The organism is Comamonas sp. 14P8.1.4 (assembly GCF_057799285.1).
The window spans coordinates 288744-307215 of record NZ_JBYOKN010000003.1 but is presented as its reverse complement, the minus strand read 5'-3'; the positions used below and the strand labels follow the sequence as shown (position 1 = coordinate 307215).

Genomic DNA, 18472 nt, shown 5'->3' with positions numbered 1-18472 from the left:
CTGTGACTCAAAAAAGGAACCCTCGGGTTCCTTTTTTTATAGCTGCAAGCGCAAGCTACTGGCGGGATGTGCGCGTATTTTGTGGCAAAGCCATGGGGTGGCTGGTGCGAAGTGGGTTGATATCCAGCCCGCCGCGGCGCGTGTAGCGGGCATACACGCTCAGCTTCAGGGGCTGGCACTGGCGGGTGATGTCCATGAAGATGCGCTCTACGCACTGTTCATGGAATTCGTTGTGGTTGCGAAAACTCACGATGTAGCGCAGCAGCCCTTCCTGGTCGATGGCGGGGCCGGTGTAGCTGATTTGCACGCTGCCCCAGTCTGGCTGGCCGGTGACCAGGCAGTTGCTCTTGAGCAGATGGCTGACCAGGGTTTCGCTCACGGGTGGGTTCTCGTGGTCGGCCTGCAGCAGATCGGGGCGGGGGGTGTAGTCGCTGCACTCAATGTCCAGGCGATCCAGGTTCAGGCCGGGCAGCTCTTGCACTTTCTGCAGCTCAAACGCTTCTTGCGCAATCACGCGCACGCCCGCAGATGACTGGCGTGCTGGGGCACCGCGCCACAGGGCTTCGTTCACGTCTTCGCGCAGGCGTGCCTGCACCTCGTCAATGCTCTCAAAGCGGCTGTTGTTGAAGCTGTTGAGGTAGAGCTTGAACGATTTGCTCTCGATGATGTGGGGCGTCTCGCACGGGATGGTGAAGTGCGCCAGTGCCACCTGGGGCTTGCCACGCGCATTCAGCCAGGACAGCTCGAACGCCGTCCACAGGTCTGCGCCAAAAAATGGCAGCGCACCGCTGACACCAATTTCTTCGCGTTTGCCGCTGCGTGGAATGGGAAAGAGCAGGCTGGGGTCGTACTGATCGGCGTAGGCAGAGCTTTTACCCAGCTGGGATTGTTCAGGTGTATTCATAGATTTTGGTAGCTGTCAGCGCTTGCTGTACAAGGGCTGGCGTTAGATTTTGTGCTTGATAAAGGCGGGGTGTGCTGCGCTAGTGGAAGGCCGCCTCGCGCAGCCACTTGGTGGCAATCCACTTCTCGCCGGTCACCACCGGGTCACCGCCATGCAGCGTGAGCGTTTGCACGCTGGGGCTGGGGTAGGCAAAGAACACCGCATGGCCTTTGCGCGGGTGAATGCGCAGCTGTGTCTCCGGGAAAAACGTGCAGCCCCCGGCGGGAACGTCGTTCAGGTAGATGACCAGCGTGCCCACCCGTTGGCCACCGCGGCCCAAGATGGCTGCGCTGCTGGGTTCGTCGGGGTTGAAGTAGTCGTGGTGCGGTTTGTACTCTGCACCGGGGTGGTAGTTGAGTATTTGCAAGCCCTCACCATTTTCCAGGGGCCAGCGCAGCAGCCGGGCAATGCGTGCTTCCAGGCAGGCGACCACCGGGGTCTGGCCACGGGTGTAGAACATGCCGCTGCTGGTGCGGTCGGGGTTGATCTCCTGCGCGCTGGCCTGTGTGGCGACCGTGCGCGAGCGGGCCATGGCTGGCCGCGCATCGGCAATCAGCTGGGCGCATTCTTCGTCAGACAGCAGGTTGCCAAACAGCACCAGCCGGGGGTGCTGCACGGACAGCAACACCTGCACGCGCCGATCCCCCACGTCGATTTCGCTGGGGTGCTGGTGGTGCAGATCAGGCCCGGGCAAGGCCGCTGTGGCAGGGCGGGAGACAGCAACCGCCGGTTGCGTACACACGGCCATGGCAGCTTGTGCAATGGGGGCGGACCAGCCGGTTTCCAGCAGGCTTTGCAGCAAGGTGGCGGGGGCGTAGCCCGCAGCCAGCTGCGTGCGCAGCCACTCCATGAGTGCTGGCGTGCTGCCCGGTACCTGGGCGGACAATTGTTCGAAGGACTGTGACAAAACAACCTCCTGGAGCAATAGTGGCAAGCGCCAGCAGCTATCTTTTTAAGAAGCGTTACGGCGGAACACCAGACGATCGGGGCTCGAGACCTCGGGCGCGTAAGCGTAGCCCTCGCTGTCAAAAGCCATCAACTGCTGGGGCTGTGTCAGGCGGTGCGCAATGGCGTAGCGCGCCATCAGGCCCCGTGCGCGTTTGGCATGGAAGCTGATGATTTTGTACTTGCCGCCTTTGTAGTCTTCAAACACGCATTCCACCACACGGGCTTGGAGCTGTTTGCGGTCGACAGACTTGAAGTATTCCTGCGAGGCCAGGTTGATGACCACGGGCTGGGCGTCTTGCGCCTGGCGCTCGTTGATCAGCTGGGCAATGCGTGCGCCCCAGAATTGGTAGAGGTTGCTGCCCCGGGGATTGGCCAGGCGCGTGCCCATTTCCAGGCGGTAGGGCTGCATCCAGTCCAGCGGGCGCAGCGCGCCGTACAGGCCGCTGAGCATCAGCAGGTGGTCTTGCGCCCAGGCGATTTGTTGCGCATCCAGGCTGTAGGCATCCAGGCCCTCATACACATCACCATTGAAGGCAAACAGGGCCTGGCGGCTGTTGTCAGCCGTGAATTCGGGTGACCAGCTGGCAAAGCGTGCCACATTGAGCTGGGCCAGCTTGTCGCTGATGGACATCAGCTCGGCCACCTGGTGCGGTGCCAGCTCACGTGCGGCCTCAATCAGCGCTGCCGATTCGGCAATCATGGGGGGCAGGGTGTGCGGCAGGCCTGCAGGCAGGGCGCGTTCGTAATCCAAAGACTTGGCGGGGGAGAGCAGAAACAGCATGGGCTCGTTCCGTCAGAGGGGAATTTGAGATAAATACAGGGCCAGAGATGCAACCGGGGGCTCTAGGCCCCCGGTGTGTGTCACGCTTTACGCGTTGTCAGGTGTTTGCTCGAACGGCAGCACCATGACACTGAGGTCTTTGCGGGTCTCAACCAGCACCAGTGGGCCTTCGTCCAGCACCACCACGGGTGGGCGCTCGCGGGGAATGCGCACCGGCTTGGGTTCGGCGGCAATGGCCGCTTGTACCGCAGCCACCTTGTCGGCATTGGAGTTGACCCATTCCAGGCCCACGTCACGCGCCAGCTGCAGCAAGTCGTTCAGTGGCAGTGTGTAGGACTGGATGCGTGGCATGGCCGATTCCGCCACCACAGGGGCTACAGCAGCGGCCACTGGTGCGGGCGCTGGCTGTGCCACAGGGGCTGGTACCGGGGCAGGAGCGACTTCAGCCACTGCTGCGACAGGCGCAGGTGCCGCAGCCGCTTCCACCACAGGGGCTTCAGCAGCGGCGGGCGCTACCTGACTGAAGTAGCTGCGGCGTGGTGCTTCAGCGCCAGCATCTTCGGCAGCGGCAGCCACGGGTGCGGCTTCTACGGCGTCGGTGGCTGGTGCGCTGTCGGTCACGGCGTCGATGCCTTCTGCGTCATCGCGTGGGCCAGCGTTGCGTTCGCGGCCATTGCGGCGGTCGCGGCCATAGCGGTCACGCGAACGACGGCCATTGCGCGGTGCATCTTCACCGTTGGCGGCTGCGCCGGCTTCTACAGGCTGGGCATCGGTCAGCGCTTCTGCTGGGGCCTGTGCATCGGCTTCAACGGGTGCCAGGGCTTGTACTTCTGCATTGCGTGGTTGGCGCTCACGGCGCTCGCCGCGTTCACCACGCTCGCGGCGGGGTTGGCGCTCGGCACGCTCTTGCTCAGGGGCCAAGGACACTTGTTCCGCACCGGCGACTTGGGCATTGCCCGCTTGCAGGTTGCGTTGTTCCACGGCCTCAGCATTGCGGGGCTGGCGTTCACGCTGATTGCGTTCACGGCCTTCGCGTGGCTCACGCTGTGGGCGCTCTGCATTGCGTTCCACGCGCTCGTTACGCTCACCGCGTTCTGCGCGGTCACCACGCTCACCACGGCGGCCGCCGCGTTGCTCGTTGTTGCGCTCTTCGCTCTCGCTGCGCTCACCGTTGCGGCCATTGCGTTCGCCGTTGCGGCCATTGCGTTCGCCGTTACGGCCATTGCGGCCGTTGCGCTCGCCATTACGGCCGTTGCGTTCACCGTTGCGGCCGGTGCGCTCGCCTTCGGGCTTGGCAGGGGCTGCAGGTTCAACAGCCACGGGCTTGCTGCCAAAGCCAAACAGGCTCTTGAGCCAGGCGAAGAAGCCTTGTTCCTTGGCTTCGGTGCGTGGCGCAGCGGCGGCAGGCTGCTGGCCTGGGCGACCCTTGGCGGGGCGCTGTGCAGGCTGGGGGCGTGCTTCGGGTGCAGGTGGTACATCGGGCAACACGCCCTTGATGACCGGTGTTTGCTTGTTGGTGGGTTCCTGTGAGCGGCGTGTGACCTTGGTCACATCTTCCACTTCTTCGGCCAGCTTGTAGCTGGCGTCCAGGTTTTCCAGGCGTGGATCGTCGTGCTTCAGGCGTTCGAGCTTGTAGTGCGGTGTTTCCAGCGACTTGTTGGGCACCATCAGCACGGAGACGCGCTGCTTGAGTTCGATCTTGGCGATCTCGGTGCGCTTTTCGTTGAGCAGGAAGGAAGCCACTTCCACAGGCACTTGGCAGTGCACGGCGGAGGTGTTGTCCTTCATGGACTCTTCTTGAATGATGCGCAGGATCTGCAGTGCCGAGGATTCGGTGTCACGGATGTGGCCCGAACCACCGCAGCGTGGGCAGTTGATGTGTGCGCCTTCGCTCAAAGCGGGCTTGAGGCGCTGGCGACTCATTTCCATCAGGCCAAACTTGCTGATGGTGCCGAACTGCACGCGGGCACGGTCTTGGCGCAGGGCATCGCGCAGGCGGTTTTCCACGTCCTTGCGGTTGCGCGACTCTTCCATGTCGATGAAGTCGATCACGATCAGGCCGCCCAAGTCACGCAGGCGCATCTGGCGGGCCACTTCGTCAGCGGCTTCCAGGTTGGTGCGGGTCGCGGTTTCCTCGATGTCACCGCCCTTGATGGCGCGGGCCGAGTTCACGTCCACGGAGACCAGCGCTTCGGTGTGGTCGATCACGATGGCGCCGCCAGAAGGCAGTTGCACGGTGCGCGAGTAAGCCGACTCGATCTGGTGCTCAATCTGGAAGCGGCTGAACAGTGGCGCATCGTCGCGGTAGCGCTTCACACGCGCAGCGTGTTCAGGCATCACGTGGGCCATGAACTGCTGGGCTTGTTCGTAAATTTCATCGGTGTCGATCAGGATGTCGCCGATGTCATTGTTGAAATAGTCGCGGATGGCGCGGATCACCAGGCTCGATTCCTGGTAAATCAGGAAAGCGCCCTTGCCGGACTTGGCGGCTCCGTCGATGGCGCTCCACAGTTGCAGCAGGTAGTTCAAGTCCCACTGCAGCTCAGGTGCAGTGCGGCCAATACCGGCGGTACGGGCAATGATGGACATACCCTTGGGGTATTCCAGCTGGTCCATTGCTTCTTTGAGTTCGGCGCGCTCTTCACCCTCGATGCGGCGCGAAACGCCACCGCCACGGGGATTGTTAGGCATCAGCACCACGTAGCGGCCTGCCAAGGAAATGAAGGTGGTCAGGGCTGCGCCCTTGTTGCCGCGTTCTTCCTTTTCGACCTGAACGATCAGCTCCTGGCCTTCCTTGATCACATCATTGATGCGCGCCTGGCTGGGGGAGATGCCTTCGGCAAAGTATTGCTTGGAGATTTCCTTGAAGGGCAGGAAGCCGTGGCGGTCTTCACCGTAGTCCACAAAACAGGCTTCGAGGGAAGGCTCGACGCGGGTGACCACTGCCTTGTAGATGTTGCCCTTGCGTTGCTCGCGACCTTCGATTTCGATCTCGTAGTCCAGCAGCTTCTGGCCATCAACAATGGCCAAGCGGCGTTCTTCAGACTGCGTCGCGTTAATCAGCATCCGTTTCATGATGCGTATCCTTTTCGTTGTGCGGCGGCCGGCTGACAGCGACAGCGCTGCCTAGCCGACACGCCTTTGACTCTTCATCAAAGACAGGCTCTAGTGGAGCCGTAGATGCCGGATTGCCGCGCTGAAACGAAAAGAAAGGGAATCGACCTGGGCCTGATTGCGTCTGTGCTGCGTTAAGTCAGCAAAGGAGGCAAGGGCAGGGGGCAGGGGGCGAGCGACGCTGTGCCCAGACCCCGCACCGTGCGGTGATGGCCTGAGGCAGCTGTAACAACAGGGTGGGCATTTGGCGCGCGCGCATGCAGCACAGGCTTTGGCCTTTGCGTCATACCTAGCAACCAAGAAAGAAGTACCCACATGCTCGCTGATTTTTCATATACGAGGATGGCTTGGAACAATCGGCTCCAAACACCACCATCCACGTGAAGATTCCGTTCAGTGTTTCAATGCGTCAACCAGACAAATTCCGCCCCGCCAGCACCGACAATTGGGTAGCTTTTACGCGGGCACGGCATCTGTGGCATCGACCTGCCTGCGCCGGGGAAATGGCTGGGTGGACTAAAATCCAAACGAATCAACCACTTACACATAAGTTCGCGCAGGTGAAACACATTATAGAGGGCAAACAGCCCCAAGAACGTACCCAAAACCCCGCATCAGCCGCTGTGCGGTTTATTGAGGTCGATGAAGATGGGGCAGGGCAGCGCCTGGATAACTTCCTCATTCGCCATCTGAAGGGGGTGCCCAAGACCCATGTCTACCGCATCATCCGCAGTGGCGAGGTGCGTATCAACAAGGGCCGTTGCCAGGCAGACACCCGCGTGGAAGCGGGGGATGTGGTGCGTGTGCCCCCCGTGCGCATTTCGGACAAGGTGCAGGAAAAGGCCGAACGTCCGGCACCGGCACGTGAATTTCCCATCCTGTTTGAAGATGATCACCTGATCGCATTGGACAAGCCCGCTGGCGTGGCGGTGCATGGCGGCTCGGGTGTGAGCTTTGGCGTGATTGAGCAGCTGCGCCAGGCGCGGCCTCAGGCCAAGTTTCTGGAGCTGGTGCACCGTCTGGACCGGGAAACCTCCGGCATTTTGTTGGTGGCCAAGAAGCGCTCGGCACTGACCAAGCTGCAGGATCAGTTTCGCGAGCGGGAAACGGGCAAGACCTACCTGGCCATGGTGGCCGGTGCCTGGCCGGGCAATAAAAAGGTGATTGACAGCCCGCTGCACAAATATTTGTTGCCCGACGGTGAGCGCCGGGTGCGTGTGACCACGCCCGAAGACCCGGATGCCATGCGCGCCCTGACGCTGGTGAAAGTACGCAGCCAGCATGCGCAGCGCGCCATGCAGGGCTTGCCCGCCATGAGTTTGCTGGAGGTGACCATCAAGACCGGCCGCACCCACCAGATCCGTGTGCACCTGTCCTCACAGGGGCACGGCATTGTGGGTGACGACAAGTACGGGGACTTTGGCTTGAACAAGCGCCTGCCCAAACAGGGGCTAAGCCGCATGTTTTTGCATGCCTGGCGATTGCAGTTCAACCATCCGGCCACCGAAGAGCGCATTGAGCTGCGTGCAGAACTGCCCCCAGAGTTGGCAGATTTTGTGAATGAAAAAGCCTGAAACCTAGAACAGTTCTGTGATGAGTGCTCGTAAATTTGATTTGATTGCCTTCGATTGGGATGGCACCTTGTTCGACTCCACCGCCGCCATCAGCCGTAGCATTCAGCTGGCGGTGGCCGATGTCGGGGGCACGGTGCCCTCGGACGAGCAAGCGGCTTATGTGATTGGCATGGCACTGCTGCCCGCGCTGGCCCATGCGGCGCCCGACGTGCCGCAGGAAAAGTACAACGACCTGGCCAATCGCTACCGCTACCACTACCTGAAGCAGCAAGAGCAGATCACTTTGTTCCAAGGTGTGTTGCCCATGCTGGAGGGGCTGCGTGAGCGCGGCCACCTGTTGACCGTGGCGACCGGCAAAAGCCGCCGCGGCTTGAATGAAGCGTTGCAACATGCCGATCTGCGCGGCATGTTTGACAGCTCGCGCACCGCCGACGAAACGGCTGGCAAGCCGCACCCGCTGATGCTGCAGGAGCTGATGGCTGAGTTGGGGGTGGAGCCTGAGCGTTTGCTGATGATTGGCGATACCACACACGACCTGCAAATGGCGGGCAACGCGGGCTGCGCCAGCGTGGGGGTGGCCTATGGCGCGCACCCTGTCGCGCAGTTGCAGGCTTGCGCGCCTTTGTACGTGGCGCAGGACGTCGCTGATTTGCACCAGTGGCTGCGGGCCAACGCTTGAGTGCTTTGTCACGGCGGATGTGTTGGCGCGCTGGCATACTGCCGCATTGGCCTGATTTTGAGAGAGTAGAGCTTGTCCATGAATCCCCATTCCACGCCTGAGAACGAGGGCGTACCTTCGCCAGAACCGCTGCCGGGCCAAGACCTGTGGGCGCGTGCGGCCTCGGGGGCCCAAGCGGCCAGCAAGCCGAATGCGCCAGGCTGGGAGCGTGATGTGCTGGAGCGCCTGGTGTTCGCGACCGTGACCGAGCAGCGCGTGGCGCGCCGCTGGCGCATTTTTTGGCGCTTTTTGTGGGTGGTGCTGATTGTGGGTGGGCTCTGGTGGATGGGGCGTGACAGCACGGCCACCTCCATGAGTGGCCCGCACACCGCGGTGGTGGACATCAAGGGCGCCATTGCCGATGACGCCAACGCCAGCGCTGAATTCGTGATTGCTGCCATGCGCAGCGCTCTGGAAGACCCCGGTTCGCGGGCGCTGGTGCTGTTGATCAATTCCCCCGGCGGTAGCCCCGTGCAGGCGGGCATGATCAACGATGAAATCGTGCGCCTGAAGGCGCAGCACAACAAGCCGATCTACGCCGTGGTGGAAGAAACCTGCGCCTCGGCGGCTTACTACATTGCGGCGGCAGCCGATGAAATCTTTGTCGACAAGGCCAGCATCGTGGGCAGCATTGGTGTGCTGATGGACGGTTTTGGCTTTACCGGTGTGATGGATAAGGTGGGTGTGGAGCGCCGCCTGCTGACCGCTGGCGCTAACAAGGGCATGCTGGACCCGTTCAGTCCGGTGAGTGAAGAACAGCGTGCCCATGCGCAAACCATGCTGGACCAGATTCACGGCCAATTCATTGAGGTGGTACGCCAAGGCCGGGGTGAGCGTCTGAAGGAAGACGATGACACCTTCAGCGGTTTGTTCTGGACTGGTCAACAGGCCGTGCAGATGGGGTTGGCCGACCGCTTTGGCACCCTGGACAGCGTGGCACGCGACATTGTCAAAGCCGAAGAAGTCATCAACTACACGCGCAGCGAGAACATGGCTGAGCGCTTTGCCAAGCGCTTTGGCGCCGCTGTCGGCGGTGGTGCGGTGGAGGCGTTGCACGGCATGATGCCGGCCATCCGCTGAGCGGGTTGCTCGGCGGTTGATTCAATAAAAAGAGCGCCTTGCGCTGGATCTGCTTAGGTTTCAGGTGCTAATGCATCTGAAACTGTTGCTAGATCTGCGCAAGGCGCTCTTTTTTTTGTGGGCGTTTATTGCCCGATGGCAAATACCACGGGGGTGCGGTTGTCAGGCTCGGTGCCCAGCTTCTTCCAGTCTTTGGCACTGCGGCTGTGGATGCTGGCGCTCTCCAGCGTCAGGCCGCTGGCCATGGTGATGCGTGTGGTGGGTTGCAAAGTGGCCAGCAACGCCTGCCACAGTGCGGGGTTGCGGTAGGGCGTTTCAATGAACAGCTGGGCCTGGTTGTGGCGTTGCGTCAGTTGTTCGAGCTCTTTGAGGCGCTGCACGCGCTGGGCGGTATCTTGTGGCAAATACCCAACAAAAGCGAAGTTCTGCCCGTTCAAGCCACTGGCGGCCAGCGTCATCAGCAGCGAAACAGGGCCCACCAGCGGCACCACGGTGATGCCGGCATCGTGCGCGGCACGCACGATGGAGCTGCCGGGGTCGGCCACGGCGGGCATGCCTGCTTCGCTGACCAGGCCCATGTCGTGGCCAGCCAACGCGGGGGCGAGCAGTGCCTTGGCATCAAACACCGCGCCACCTTTGCCGCCGTGGTCGCCTTTTTTGTGGGCTTCGCGTGGCAGCTCTTGCAGGTTTTGCTGCTGCATGGGCACGGCCAGCGGAAAGTGTTCCCCCACGCGCTTGAGGTAGGCGCGGGCGCTTTTGGCGTTCTCGCATACCCAGTGCTGCAGGCCGGCGGCGGTGCGCAGTGTCAGCTCGGGCAGCACATCGGTGATGGGGGATTGGGTGGCGCAGCCAAAGTCCAGCGGCGCAGGAACGAGGTACAGCTTGCCCTTGGTGCTCATGGTGTCACTCATGGCAGCTGAATGCCGGCAGCGCGCACCATGCGGCAGGTGCGAATCATGGGCAGGCCAATTAGGGCGGTGGGGTCATCGCTGTGGATGGCGTCCAGCAGGCTGATGCCCAGGCCTTCGCTCTTGGCGCTGCCTGCGCAGTCATAGGGTTGCTCGGCACGCAGGTAGCGCTCAATGGCGCCATCGCTGAGGTCATTGCGGAACACGGTGCGGATGACGGCCACATCGCTTTGTTCAAAGCCTGTGGCCAGGCACACCACAGCCACGGCGGTGTGGAACATGACGGTTTGGCCGCGCATGGCGCGCAGCATTTCCACGGCGCGCTCGTGCACCAGGGGCTTGCCCATGGGCTGGCCGTTCAGGTCCGACACCTGGTCGGAGCCAATGACCACCGCTTCTGGGTGCAGCCGGGCCACGGTGTGCGCTTTGGCCAGTGCCAGGCGCAGTGCCAGCGCGCCGGGGGCTTCGCCGGGTAGCGGGGTTTCATCCACGTCGGGGGCAACGCAGGTGAAGGGGAGATGCAGGCGCTCCACCAGTTCACGGCGGTAGCGGGAGGTAGACCCCAGGATCAAGGGGCGCTGTGGGGTGTGCGATTCAGACATGGTGGGATTCTCTTACACTGCCGCCATGAGCAAGGAATATTCACTGGATCACCTTGATGTGGCTGCGTTTGCTAAGGCAAATGCGGTGATGGAAGGCGACGATCCTTTATCTGCGTTTGAGCGCTTGGCCCAAGAGGCGCAAGCCCCGGTGGAAGGCATGCGTGTGTCTTGGTATGCCGAAGGTGAGCACGTGCAAGAGACCGGTGGCGCTGGCCACCTGTGGCTGCACGTGGAGGCCGATGCCCAGGTGCCCATGATCTGCCAGCGTTGCCTGGGTGTGGCACATATTGATTTGCAGGTGGATCGTTCTTTTCGCTTTGTGAAGGACGAAGCCACCGCCGAAGCCCTGGATGACGAGGCGGAAGAAGATTTGCTGGCAGTCAGCAAGGAATTCAATCTGCGCGAGCTGCTGGAAGATGAGCTGCTGATGGCTTTGCCACTGGTGCCCATGCACGATGCCTGCCCTGAGGTGATGCCCATGGCTTCCAGTGATGAAGACTTCGAGCACGCGAATACGGATAAAGCCAATCCGTTTGCAGTGTTGGCCGGGCTGCGCAAGAATACCGACCAAGACTGATATCGATGTTGTGATCAGCCCGTGCGCACCGAGAGGTGTGTCAACGTGGCGCAGGCCGTGCAATTTGCGGCGTGCACATTCGCAAAGACACGGCTATCCCCCAGTGCAGCAGACCCATTCCTTTCAAGTATTGGGGTGGTTGGCGATGTTGGGAGGGTTTGAGTTATACTCGGGGGCTTCGCGCGAAACCCCCTCGTGTCTTTAATGGGCTGATCGCGTTTTTCACCAACCCTTTTCAGACTCAGGAGCCATCATGGCTGTTCAGCAAAACAAAAAGTCCCCTTCCAAGCGCGGCATGCACCGTTCGCACAACGCACTGAATGTGCCTGGTATCGCTGTTGAAGCGACAACTGGTGAAGTGCACCTGCGCCACCACATCAGCCCCAACGGCGTGTACCGCGGCCGTCAAGTGCTGAAGAACAAGTCCGAAGCCTAATCGCTGATAGCGCTTCAACTGTTAAAGGCCCGAAGCTATTCGTAGCTCGGGCTTTTGTTTTTTAATGCTGCTTATTCCCAGCTCTTGGTCTGCAGCAGACCGGTAAGTCATTCATGATCACACTGGCAGTCGATTGCATGGGGGGTGACCACGGCCCCCGCGTCACGTTTCCCGCGTGCCGCCAATTCCTTTCTACCCATCCAGATGCCCGCCTGCTGCTGGTTGGTTTGCCCGAGGCGCTGGCCGGCTGGCAGGCGCATGAGCGTGCTGATACCGTGGCATGCACGGAAGTGGTCACCATGGATGACCCTGTGGAAGTGGCGCTGCGCCGCAAAAAAGACTCTTCGATGCGCGTGGCTATCCAGCAGGTCAAGGATGGCAAGGCCCAGGTGGCCGTGTCTGCGGGAAATACCGGTGCGCTGATGGCTGTTTCGCGCTATCTGCTCAAGACCATGGATGGGATTGACCGCCCTGCGATTGCGACCCAGCTGCCCAATGACCAAGGTGGCGCCACCACGGTGCTGGACCTGGGGGCCAATGTGGATTGCCAGCCTGAGCACTTGCTGCAGTTTGCGGTGATGGGCTCGGCCCTGGTGACATCGCTCGATGCCAAAAATGCAGAGCCTTCCGTGGGCTTGCTCAATATTGGCGAAGAGGCCATCAAGGGCAATGAGGTTATCAAGCGCACCGGCGAGTTGCTGCGCAGCGCAGGCGATGCCAAGGCCATCAAATTTGTAGGAAATGTTGAGGGCAATGACATTTTCAAGGGCGGCGTAGATATCGTGGTCTGCGATGGTTTTGTGGGTAACGTAGCATTGAAGGCTTCCGAAGGTGTGGCCTCGATGATCGTGGGTGGCCTGAAAACAGAGTTCAAGCGCAATATCTTCACGAAACTTGCAGCGATCGTGGCTTATCCAGTGCTCAAAGCACTGATGAAGCGCATGGATCACCGCCGCTACAACGGCGCGGCGCTGCTGGGTCTGCGTGGCCTGGTCTTCAAGAGCCACGGCTCGGCAGACCAATCTGGTTACGAACATGCGCTCAACCGCGCTTATGATGCAGCCCGCAATAACCTTCTTGACCGCGTGCAGGGTCGAGTCGCTCAGGCAGCTCCAGTGCTGGAGGCTGCGAACAGCACTTCGATCAGTGGCACCGGCGCAGCTTGAGACTACATGACACGCTATGCACGCATAACTGGCACGGGCAGCTACTTGCCCGAGCGCCGACTGACTAACCAAGACCTGGCTGCGCAGCTGGCGGAGCGCGGGATCGAGACTTCGCACGAATGGATTGTGGAGCGCACGGGTATTGAGGCGCGCCACTTTGCCGACGCCCAAACCACGAGCAGCGATTTGGCGCTGGAGGCTTCGCGCAAGGCGCTGGAAGCCGCAGGCGTGACGGCGCAGGACATTGATCTGATCATCGTCGCCACGTCGACGCCTGACATGGTCTTTCCCTCAACCGCATGCATCTTGCAAAACAAACTGGGCGCCAATGGCTGCCCAGCGTTTGACGTGCAAGCCGTGTGCAGCGGTTTTGTGTATGCATTGACCGTGGCGGATTCCATGATTCGCTCCGGCGCTGCCAGCCGCGCGCTGGTGGTGGGTGCGGAAGTGTTCAGCCGCATTCTGAATTTCAATGACCGCACCACCTGCGTGCTGTTTGGTGATGGCGCTGGTGCTGTGGTGCTGGAGGCTTCTGAGCAGCCAGGCATTCTGGCCTGCGACCTGCATGCCGATGGCAAGCACGTTGATATTTTGTGCGTGCCGGGCAATGTCTCCGGTGGTGAGGTGCTGGGCTTGCCGCTGCTGACCATGGATGGTCAGGCTGTGTTCAAGCTGGCTGTGGGCGTGCTGGAGAAGGCGGCCCATGCTGCGCTGGAAAAAGCGGGCAAGACCGAAGCTGACATTGACTGGCTGATTCCGCACCAGGCCAATATTCGCATCATGCAAAGCACAGCCCGCAAGCTGAAGCTGCCCATGGACAAGGTCATCGTGACTGTGGACCAGCATGGCAACACCTCGGCGGCTTCCATCCCGCTGGCGCTCGACCATGGTGTGCGCAGCGGCAAGGTCAAACCCGGTGATACCGTCATGCTGGAAGGCGTGGGTGGTGGCTTCACCTGGGGTGCTGTTCTCCTAAATATGTAGCTGCTAGCGCTTGATAGATAAGCGCTAGAGCCTGTTTTATTGATATTTATTAATATTGAGTGACCGTCATATGAAGCAATTCGCATTTGTCTTTCCAGGCCAAGGTTCGCAAGCCGTAGGTATGTTGGATGCCTGGGGGGATCATCCCGTGGTGGCCCAGACCCTCAAGGAAGCTTCGGACGCTTTGGGTGAAGACGTGGGCGCGCTGATCAAAAACGGCCCCAAAGAAGATCTGGCATTGACCACCAACACCCAGCCCGTGATGCTGGTGGCCGGTGTGGCTGCCTGGCGCGTGTGGTTGGCAGAGGGTGGCGCGATGCCTGCCGCTGTCGCGGGCCACTCGCTGGGCGAGTATTCGGCGCTGGTGGCTGCTGGCGTGCTGACGCTGGCCCAGGCTGCGCCTTTGGTGCGCCTGCGCGCTGCCGCCATGCAAGAGGCAGTGCCTGTTGGCGTGGGTGCCATGGCCGCCGTGCTGGGCCTGCCCGCAGACAAGGTCAAGGAAGTGTGCGCTGCAGTGACTGCCCAACTGGGTGGTGCTGAAGTTGTGGAAGCCGTGAACTTTAATGATCCTGGTCAAACAGTGATCGCAGGCAGCAAGGCGGCTGTCGAAGCTGCCAGCGCTGCGGTGAAGGAAGCGGGCGCCAAGCGTGCCCTGCCTTTGCCGGTGTCGGCACCTTTTCACTCCAGCCTGATGAAGCCTGCTGCAGAAAAGCTGAAGCTCGCTTTGGACGCGCTGGAGCTGGGCGTTCCTCAGATTCCCGTCATCAACAACATCGACGTGACAGTGCAGACCGATGCTGCGGCTATTCGCGATGCGCTGTATCGTCAAGCCTTTGGCCCCGTGCGTTGGGTGGAATGCGTGCAGGCCATGAAGGCCCGTGGCATCACACATTTGGTAGAGTGCGGCCCTGGCAAGGTGCTGGCAGGCATGACCAAGCGCATTGATGCAGACTTGGTGGGTGCACCGTTGTACGACCCTGCTACCTTGGCCGAAGTGAAAGAATTGCTCGCATGACCGAACAGAAGAAACAAATCGCGCTGGTGACCGGCGCATCGCGCGGCATTGGCGCTGCCATTGCTGCAGAGTTGGCACAGCGCGGCTATACCGTGATTGGTACCGCCACCACCGACGCAGGCGCTGCGCGCATCAGCGAAACCCTGGCTGCCCACGGCGGCCGTGGTGTGAACTTGAACGTGAACGATGCGGCAGGCGTGGACGCGCTGCTGGACGACATCCTCAAGACCGATGGCGCGCTGCACGTCCTGGTGAATAATGCAGGCATTACCAAGGACACCTTGGCCATGCGCATGAAGGACGATGACTGGTCTGCCGTGATTGACACGAATTTGCAGGCAGTTTTCCGACTCAGCCGTGCGGCTATTCGTCCAATGATGAAGCAGCGTTTTGGTCGCATCATCAGCGTGACCAGCGTAGTGGGCGCCATGGGTAATCCCGGTCAGGCCAACTATGCGGCAGCGAAAGCTGGCGTGGCTGGTATGAGCCGTGCCTTGGCGCGCGAGTTAGGCAGCCGCGGTATTACCGTAAACTGCGTGGCACCTGGTTTTATTGCTACAGATATGACAGCTGATCTGCCTGAAGAGCAGAAGAAAGCATTGGCCTCGCAGATCCCTATGGGGCAGCTGGGTCAGCCGTCTGACATTGCCAACGCCGTGGCCTTCTTGGCCTCGGAAGGTGCTGGTTACATTACCGGTCACGAGTTGCATGTCAATGGCGGCATGTACATGTAAGTTAACGAAAGTTATGCCGTTTCCTCGCGACGGCAGGCCAATTGCAGGGAGATTCCCTGAAGCGGCTAGAATCGCGGGTTCATTCACAACCCCCTGAGGGAAACCATGAGCGATATCGAAGCACGTGTCAAAAAAATCATTGCTGAACAACTCGGCGTTGAAGAGTCTCAAGTAACCAACGAAAAGGCCTTCGTGGCTGACCTGGGCGCTGACTCCCTGGACACGGTCGAACTGGTGATGGCCCTGGAAGATGAATTCGGCATCGAAATCCCCGATGAAGACGCTGAAAAGATCACGACGGTGCAAAACGCCATCGACTACGCCAACACCCACCACAAGGCCTAATAGGTCTTTGCGCACCGAGCGATAAAAATAAGGTTTGAACGCATGAGCCGTCGTCGCGTTGTCGTGACCGGCCTGGGTTGTATCAGTCCCGTGGGTAACACGGTTGCTGATGCCTGGGCCAATCTCTTGGCCGGCCAGTCCGGCATTGACCGCATCACCAAATTTGATGCCACTAACTTCTCTTGCCAAATTGCAGGGGAAGTCAAGGGCTTCAATGTGGAGGACTACATGAGCGCCAAAGATGCGCGCTCCATGGATGCCTTCATTCATTACGGGATTGCGGCTGCCGAACAAGCAGTCAAGGACGCAGGTCTGCCTACGGGCGAGGCTTTGTCGGACGATCTTGCCACTCGCATCGGTTGCGTGATCGGGTCTGGAATCGGGGGCTTGCCCCTGATCGAGAACACCCAGATCGAACTGTCCAATCGCGGCCCACGCCGCATCACGCCATTTTTCGTGCCCGCTTCCATCATCAATATGGTGGCTGGTCACGTTTCCATGCGCCATGGTTTCAAGGGTCCCAACCTCTCGGTGGTGACCGCTTGTACGACCGGCTTGCACTGCATTGGTGAAGCAGGGCGCATGATCGAATACGGTGACGCAGATATCGTCGTCGCCGGTGGTGCTGAATCGACCGTATCCCCTCTGGGTATCGGCGGTTTTGCCGCCATGCGTGCTTTGTCCACGCGCAACGATGACCCCAAGGCTGCTTCGCGCCCTTGGGATAAAGACCGCGACGGCTTTGTGCTGGGCGAAGGTGCTGGTGTGGTGGTGCTGGAAGAGTACGAGCACGCCAAAGCACGCGGCGCCAAGATCTACGCAGAGCTGGGTGGCTATGGCATGAGTGCCGACGCTGGTCATATGACAGCCCCCAATATGGACGGCCCACGCCGTGCCATGTTGAACGCCATGCGCAATGCGGGTGTGAACCCCGACCAGATCAACTATCTGAATGCGCACGGTACATCCACCCCCTTGGGTGACAAGAACGAAAGCAACGCCATCAAGGCGGCGCTGGGTGATGCGGCCTACAAGACAGTGGTCAGCTCGACCAAGTCCATGACCGGTCACTTGCTGGGTGGTGCTGGTGGTATTGAGAGCGTCTTCACGATCATGGCCATCCATGACCAGAAGATTCCGCCCACCATCAATTTGCTGAACCAAGATCCCGATTGCGATCTGGACTACTGCGCCAATGTGGCGCGGGATGCCAAGATCGATATCGCGCTGAAGAACAACTTTGGCTTTGGTGGCACCAACGGTTCGCTGATTTTCAAGCGCATCTAAGCCGATGGAGCGAGAAGGACTTCATAGGCCTTCTCTTGCCAACTTGCCCGTTCCCTGCACGCGCAGTGAGCGGGTTTTGTTTTTTGGGGGTGCTGTCGATGTCCGCACGCCATAGTCCCGCTGTTGCTTACCCCTTGCGCCGCTCGCGTGTGATGTGGGGCCTCTGGGCGTGCTGGGTGGCTGGTAGTGCCGTGGCACTGCTGTGGTGGTGGTGTTTGGGCGCGGGCTGGGGCAGCGCGTGGTGGTGGCGTGTGGGGGTATCGGGCGCGCTGTGGTTGTCGTGTGCCTGGGCTGGCTGGCGCGGCCTGCAGCAGTTTGTGCAAGGTTTGCTGCATTGGGATGGCCAGCGTTGGGCGTGGGAGCAGGCTGGGGTGGTGCGTGGCCTGCCTGGTAGCCCTGTGGTGCTTGTGGATGTGCAGTGGTTGCTGGTGATTGCTTTTGCACACCGGGGGCAGCGCACGCAACGCATGGTGCTGCAAAGGGATTGGGCGCCGCATGCCTGGCTGGATGTGCGGCGTGCGGTATATTCTTTTGCTCATCCACCCCAAGAGACTGTGGTTTCTGAAGCGCCTTAGGCTTTGGAGCTGCACATGGTTGGAGCTTTCGCGTTGCTTCGCATTCATGACATCAGCCCCAGAGCCATCCCTTTCTTCTGACAGTGACCAGCAATTGGTCGAACGTACCGTTGCTGGAGATCAGCGGGCTTACGAGTTGCTGGTTATCAAGTACCAGCGTCGTATTGAGCGTCTGATTGCACGCATGGTGCGCGACCAGGATCTGGTGCAAGACATTGCACAAGAGACCTTTTTGCGTGCCTACCGGGCGCTGCACCAGTTCCGTGGAGAGGCGCAGTTCTACACCTGGCTCTACCGCATTGCGGTGAACACGGCCAAGAAGGCGCTGGTGGATATGCGGCGCGATCCGGTGGTCTTCGAGAACGCGTTACACATTTCCGATGACGAGGATGAAACTTTCCGCCCTCGCAACGAACCAAGCAGTGACGAGACGCCGGAGACTGTGCTGGCTGCCCAGGAAATTGCAGCCGCCGTGAATGCTGCGATGGAGGCTCTGCCTGAAGATTTGCGACAAGCGGTCACGCTGCGTGAAATCGAAGGTTTGAGCTACGAAGAAATTGCTTTGGCGATGAATTGCCCGATCGGTACGGTGCGTTCTCGTATTTTCCGCGCCCGTGAAGCGATCTCGACGCGCGTCAAACCCCTGCTGGAGCGGCAGGGTGGCAAGCGTTGGTGATGCAACAAG

19 protein-coding genes are annotated in these 18472 nt (G+C 60.5%); 13 read left to right on the top strand and 6 right to left on the bottom strand.

Translation table 11 applies throughout. The annotated features are described in order from the left end of the window. Window positions 1-55: 55 nt before the first annotated feature. The 4 genes from queF to AC27VO_RS08420 all read right to left on the bottom strand — a co-directional run bounded on the left by queF (window position 56) and on the right by AC27VO_RS08420 (window position 5747). A complete protein-coding gene (queF, locus tag AC27VO_RS08435) occupies window positions 56-904 on the bottom strand; it encodes an NADPH-dependent 7-cyano-7-deazaguanine reductase QueF (RefSeq protein WP_488666257.1) in 849 nt (282 codons plus the stop codon). A 79-nt stretch (window positions 905-983) separates the two neighbouring features. Next, the gene (locus AC27VO_RS08430; protein WP_488666256.1) at window positions 984-1850 is read right to left on the bottom strand and encodes a 2OG-Fe(II) oxygenase; all 867 of its coding nucleotides are present in this window, start codon (window positions 1848-1850) and stop codon (window positions 984-986) included. Between the two features lie 45 nt (window positions 1851-1895). Further along, on the bottom strand, window positions 1896-2672 hold the full coding sequence (gene yaaA, locus AC27VO_RS08425; protein ID WP_488666255.1) for a peroxide stress protein YaaA: 777 nt from the start codon (window positions 2670-2672) through the stop codon (window positions 1896-1898). An 87-nt stretch (window positions 2673-2759) separates the two neighbouring features. Next, the gene (locus AC27VO_RS08420; RefSeq protein ID WP_488666254.1) at window positions 2760-5747 is read right to left on the bottom strand and encodes an Rne/Rng family ribonuclease; all 2988 of its coding nucleotides are present in this window, start codon (window positions 5745-5747) and stop codon (window positions 2760-2762) included. A gap of 599 nt (window positions 5748-6346) precedes the next feature. On the opposite strand from AC27VO_RS08420, the gene AC27VO_RS08415 reads away from it, so the two are divergent. The 3 genes from AC27VO_RS08415 to AC27VO_RS08405 all read left to right on the top strand — a co-directional run bounded on the left by AC27VO_RS08415 (window position 6347) and on the right by AC27VO_RS08405 (window position 9158). Continuing rightward, complete coding sequence (locus AC27VO_RS08415) at window positions 6347-7360, top strand: RluA family pseudouridine synthase (RefSeq protein WP_488666253.1); 1014 nt, start codon at window positions 6347-6349, stop codon at window positions 7358-7360. Window positions 7361-7379: 19 nt separating this feature from the next. After that, entirely contained in the window at window positions 7380-8039 is a 660-nt protein-coding gene (locus AC27VO_RS08410; protein ID WP_488666252.1) for an HAD family hydrolase, read from the top strand. A gap of 78 nt (window positions 8040-8117) precedes the next feature. Then, window positions 8118-9158, top strand: coding sequence for a S49 family peptidase (locus tag AC27VO_RS08405; RefSeq protein ID WP_488666251.1), 1041 nt, complete (start codon window positions 8118-8120; stop codon window positions 9156-9158). Window positions 9159-9283: 125 nt separating this feature from the next. On the opposite strand, the gene AC27VO_RS08400 is transcribed toward AC27VO_RS08405, so the two are convergent. After that, complete coding sequence (locus tag AC27VO_RS08400; protein WP_488666250.1) at window positions 9284-10069, bottom strand: SAM-dependent methyltransferase; 786 nt, start codon at window positions 10067-10069, stop codon at window positions 9284-9286. After that, entirely contained in the window at window positions 10066-10668 is a 603-nt protein-coding gene (locus AC27VO_RS08395; protein ID WP_488666249.1) for a Maf family nucleotide pyrophosphatase, read from the bottom strand. Before AC27VO_RS08395 ends, AC27VO_RS08400 begins: the two co-directional genes overlap by 4 nt. Before the next feature lie 25 nt (window positions 10669-10693). Between AC27VO_RS08395 and AC27VO_RS08390 the strand changes: the two genes are divergently transcribed. The 10 genes from AC27VO_RS08390 to rpoE all read left to right on the top strand — a co-directional run bounded on the left by AC27VO_RS08390 (window position 10694) and on the right by rpoE (window position 18463). Continuing rightward, window positions 10694-11245 carry a YceD family protein gene (locus AC27VO_RS08390; protein WP_488666248.1) on the top strand — a complete coding sequence of 184 codons (552 nt, stop codon included), beginning with the start codon at window positions 10694-10696 and terminating at the stop codon, window positions 11243-11245. Window positions 11246-11498: 253 nt separating this feature from the next. After that, complete coding sequence (rpmF, locus tag AC27VO_RS08385) at window positions 11499-11681, top strand: 50S ribosomal protein L32 (RefSeq protein WP_284334870.1); 183 nt, start codon at window positions 11499-11501, stop codon at window positions 11679-11681. 113 nt (window positions 11682-11794) lie between these two features. Beyond that, complete coding sequence (gene plsX, locus AC27VO_RS08380; protein WP_488666247.1) at window positions 11795-12847, top strand: phosphate acyltransferase PlsX; 1053 nt, start codon at window positions 11795-11797, stop codon at window positions 12845-12847. Between the two features lie 6 nt (window positions 12848-12853). Next, window positions 12854-13831, top strand: coding sequence for a beta-ketoacyl-ACP synthase III (locus AC27VO_RS08375; RefSeq protein ID WP_488666246.1), 978 nt, complete (start codon window positions 12854-12856; stop codon window positions 13829-13831). Window positions 13832-13901: 70 nt separating this feature from the next. Beyond that, on the top strand, window positions 13902-14846 hold the full coding sequence (gene fabD, locus AC27VO_RS08370) for an ACP S-malonyltransferase (RefSeq protein WP_488666245.1): 945 nt from the start codon (window positions 13902-13904) through the stop codon (window positions 14844-14846). Continuing rightward, complete coding sequence (gene fabG, locus AC27VO_RS08365) at window positions 14843-15580, top strand: 3-oxoacyl-ACP reductase FabG (protein WP_488666244.1); 738 nt, start codon at window positions 14843-14845, stop codon at window positions 15578-15580. The genes fabD and fabG overlap by 4 nt, the downstream gene beginning before the upstream one ends. A 105-nt stretch (window positions 15581-15685) precedes the next feature. Beyond that, a complete protein-coding gene (gene acpP / locus AC27VO_RS08360; protein ID WP_019575021.1) occupies window positions 15686-15925 on the top strand; it encodes an acyl carrier protein in 240 nt (79 codons plus the stop codon). Between the two features lie 42 nt (window positions 15926-15967). Further along, window positions 15968-17212, top strand: coding sequence for a beta-ketoacyl-ACP synthase II (gene fabF, locus AC27VO_RS08355; RefSeq protein ID WP_488666243.1), 1245 nt, complete (start codon window positions 15968-15970; stop codon window positions 17210-17212). Between the two features lie 98 nt (window positions 17213-17310). After that, window positions 17311-17787 (top strand): hypothetical protein, encoded by a 477-nt coding sequence (locus AC27VO_RS08350; protein WP_488666242.1) that lies wholly within the window; start codon window positions 17311-17313, stop codon window positions 17785-17787. A gap of 46 nt (window positions 17788-17833) precedes the next feature. Beyond that, complete coding sequence (gene rpoE, locus AC27VO_RS08345; protein WP_488666241.1) at window positions 17834-18463, top strand: RNA polymerase sigma factor RpoE; 630 nt, start codon at window positions 17834-17836, stop codon at window positions 18461-18463. Window positions 18464-18472 lie beyond the last annotated feature (9 nt).

Excerpts from the sequence above, each read along its gene's own strand:
- fabD (WP_488666245.1), top strand. The coding sequence starts at position 13,902 with ATGAAGCAATTCGCATTTGTCTTTCCAGGCCAAGGTTCGCAAGCCGTA.
- yaaA (WP_488666255.1), bottom strand. The coding sequence starts at position 2,672 with ATGCTGTTTCTGCTCTCCCCCGCCAAGTCTTTGGATTACGAACGCGCC.
- AC27VO_RS08420 (WP_488666254.1), bottom strand. The coding sequence starts at position 5,747 with ATGAAACGGATGCTGATTAACGCGACGCAGTCTGAAGAACGCCGCTTG.
- rpoE (WP_488666241.1), top strand. The coding sequence starts at position 17,834 with ATGACATCAGCCCCAGAGCCATCCCTTTCTTCTGACAGTGACCAGCAA.
- AC27VO_RS08375 (WP_488666246.1), top strand. The coding sequence starts at position 12,854 with ATGACACGCTATGCACGCATAACTGGCACGGGCAGCTACTTGCCCGAG.
- AC27VO_RS08390 (WP_488666248.1), top strand. The coding sequence starts at position 10,694 with ATGAGCAAGGAATATTCACTGGATCACCTTGATGTGGCTGCGTTTGCT.
- AC27VO_RS08395 (WP_488666249.1), bottom strand. The coding sequence starts at position 10,668 with ATGTCTGAATCGCACACCCCACAGCGCCCCTTGATCCTGGGGTCTACC.
- acpP (WP_019575021.1), top strand. The coding sequence starts at position 15,686 with ATGAGCGATATCGAAGCACGTGTCAAAAAAATCATTGCTGAACAACTC.
- fabF (WP_488666243.1), top strand. The coding sequence starts at position 15,968 with ATGAGCCGTCGTCGCGTTGTCGTGACCGGCCTGGGTTGTATCAGTCCC.
- plsX (WP_488666247.1), top strand. The coding sequence starts at position 11,795 with ATGATCACACTGGCAGTCGATTGCATGGGGGGTGACCACGGCCCCCGC.
- AC27VO_RS08400 (WP_488666250.1), bottom strand. The coding sequence starts at position 10,069 with ATGAGTGACACCATGAGCACCAAGGGCAAGCTGTACCTCGTTCCTGCG.
- rpmF (WP_284334870.1), top strand. The coding sequence starts at position 11,499 with ATGGCTGTTCAGCAAAACAAAAAGTCCCCTTCCAAGCGCGGCATGCAC.
- fabG (WP_488666244.1), top strand. The coding sequence starts at position 14,843 with ATGACCGAACAGAAGAAACAAATCGCGCTGGTGACCGGCGCATCGCGC.
- AC27VO_RS08405 (WP_488666251.1), top strand. The coding sequence starts at position 8,118 with ATGAATCCCCATTCCACGCCTGAGAACGAGGGCGTACCTTCGCCAGAA.
- AC27VO_RS08410 (WP_488666252.1), top strand. The coding sequence starts at position 7,380 with ATGAGTGCTCGTAAATTTGATTTGATTGCCTTCGATTGGGATGGCACC.
- AC27VO_RS08350 (WP_488666242.1), top strand. The coding sequence starts at position 17,311 with ATGTCCGCACGCCATAGTCCCGCTGTTGCTTACCCCTTGCGCCGCTCG.
- queF (WP_488666257.1), bottom strand. The coding sequence starts at position 904 with ATGAATACACCTGAACAATCCCAGCTGGGTAAAAGCTCTGCCTACGCC.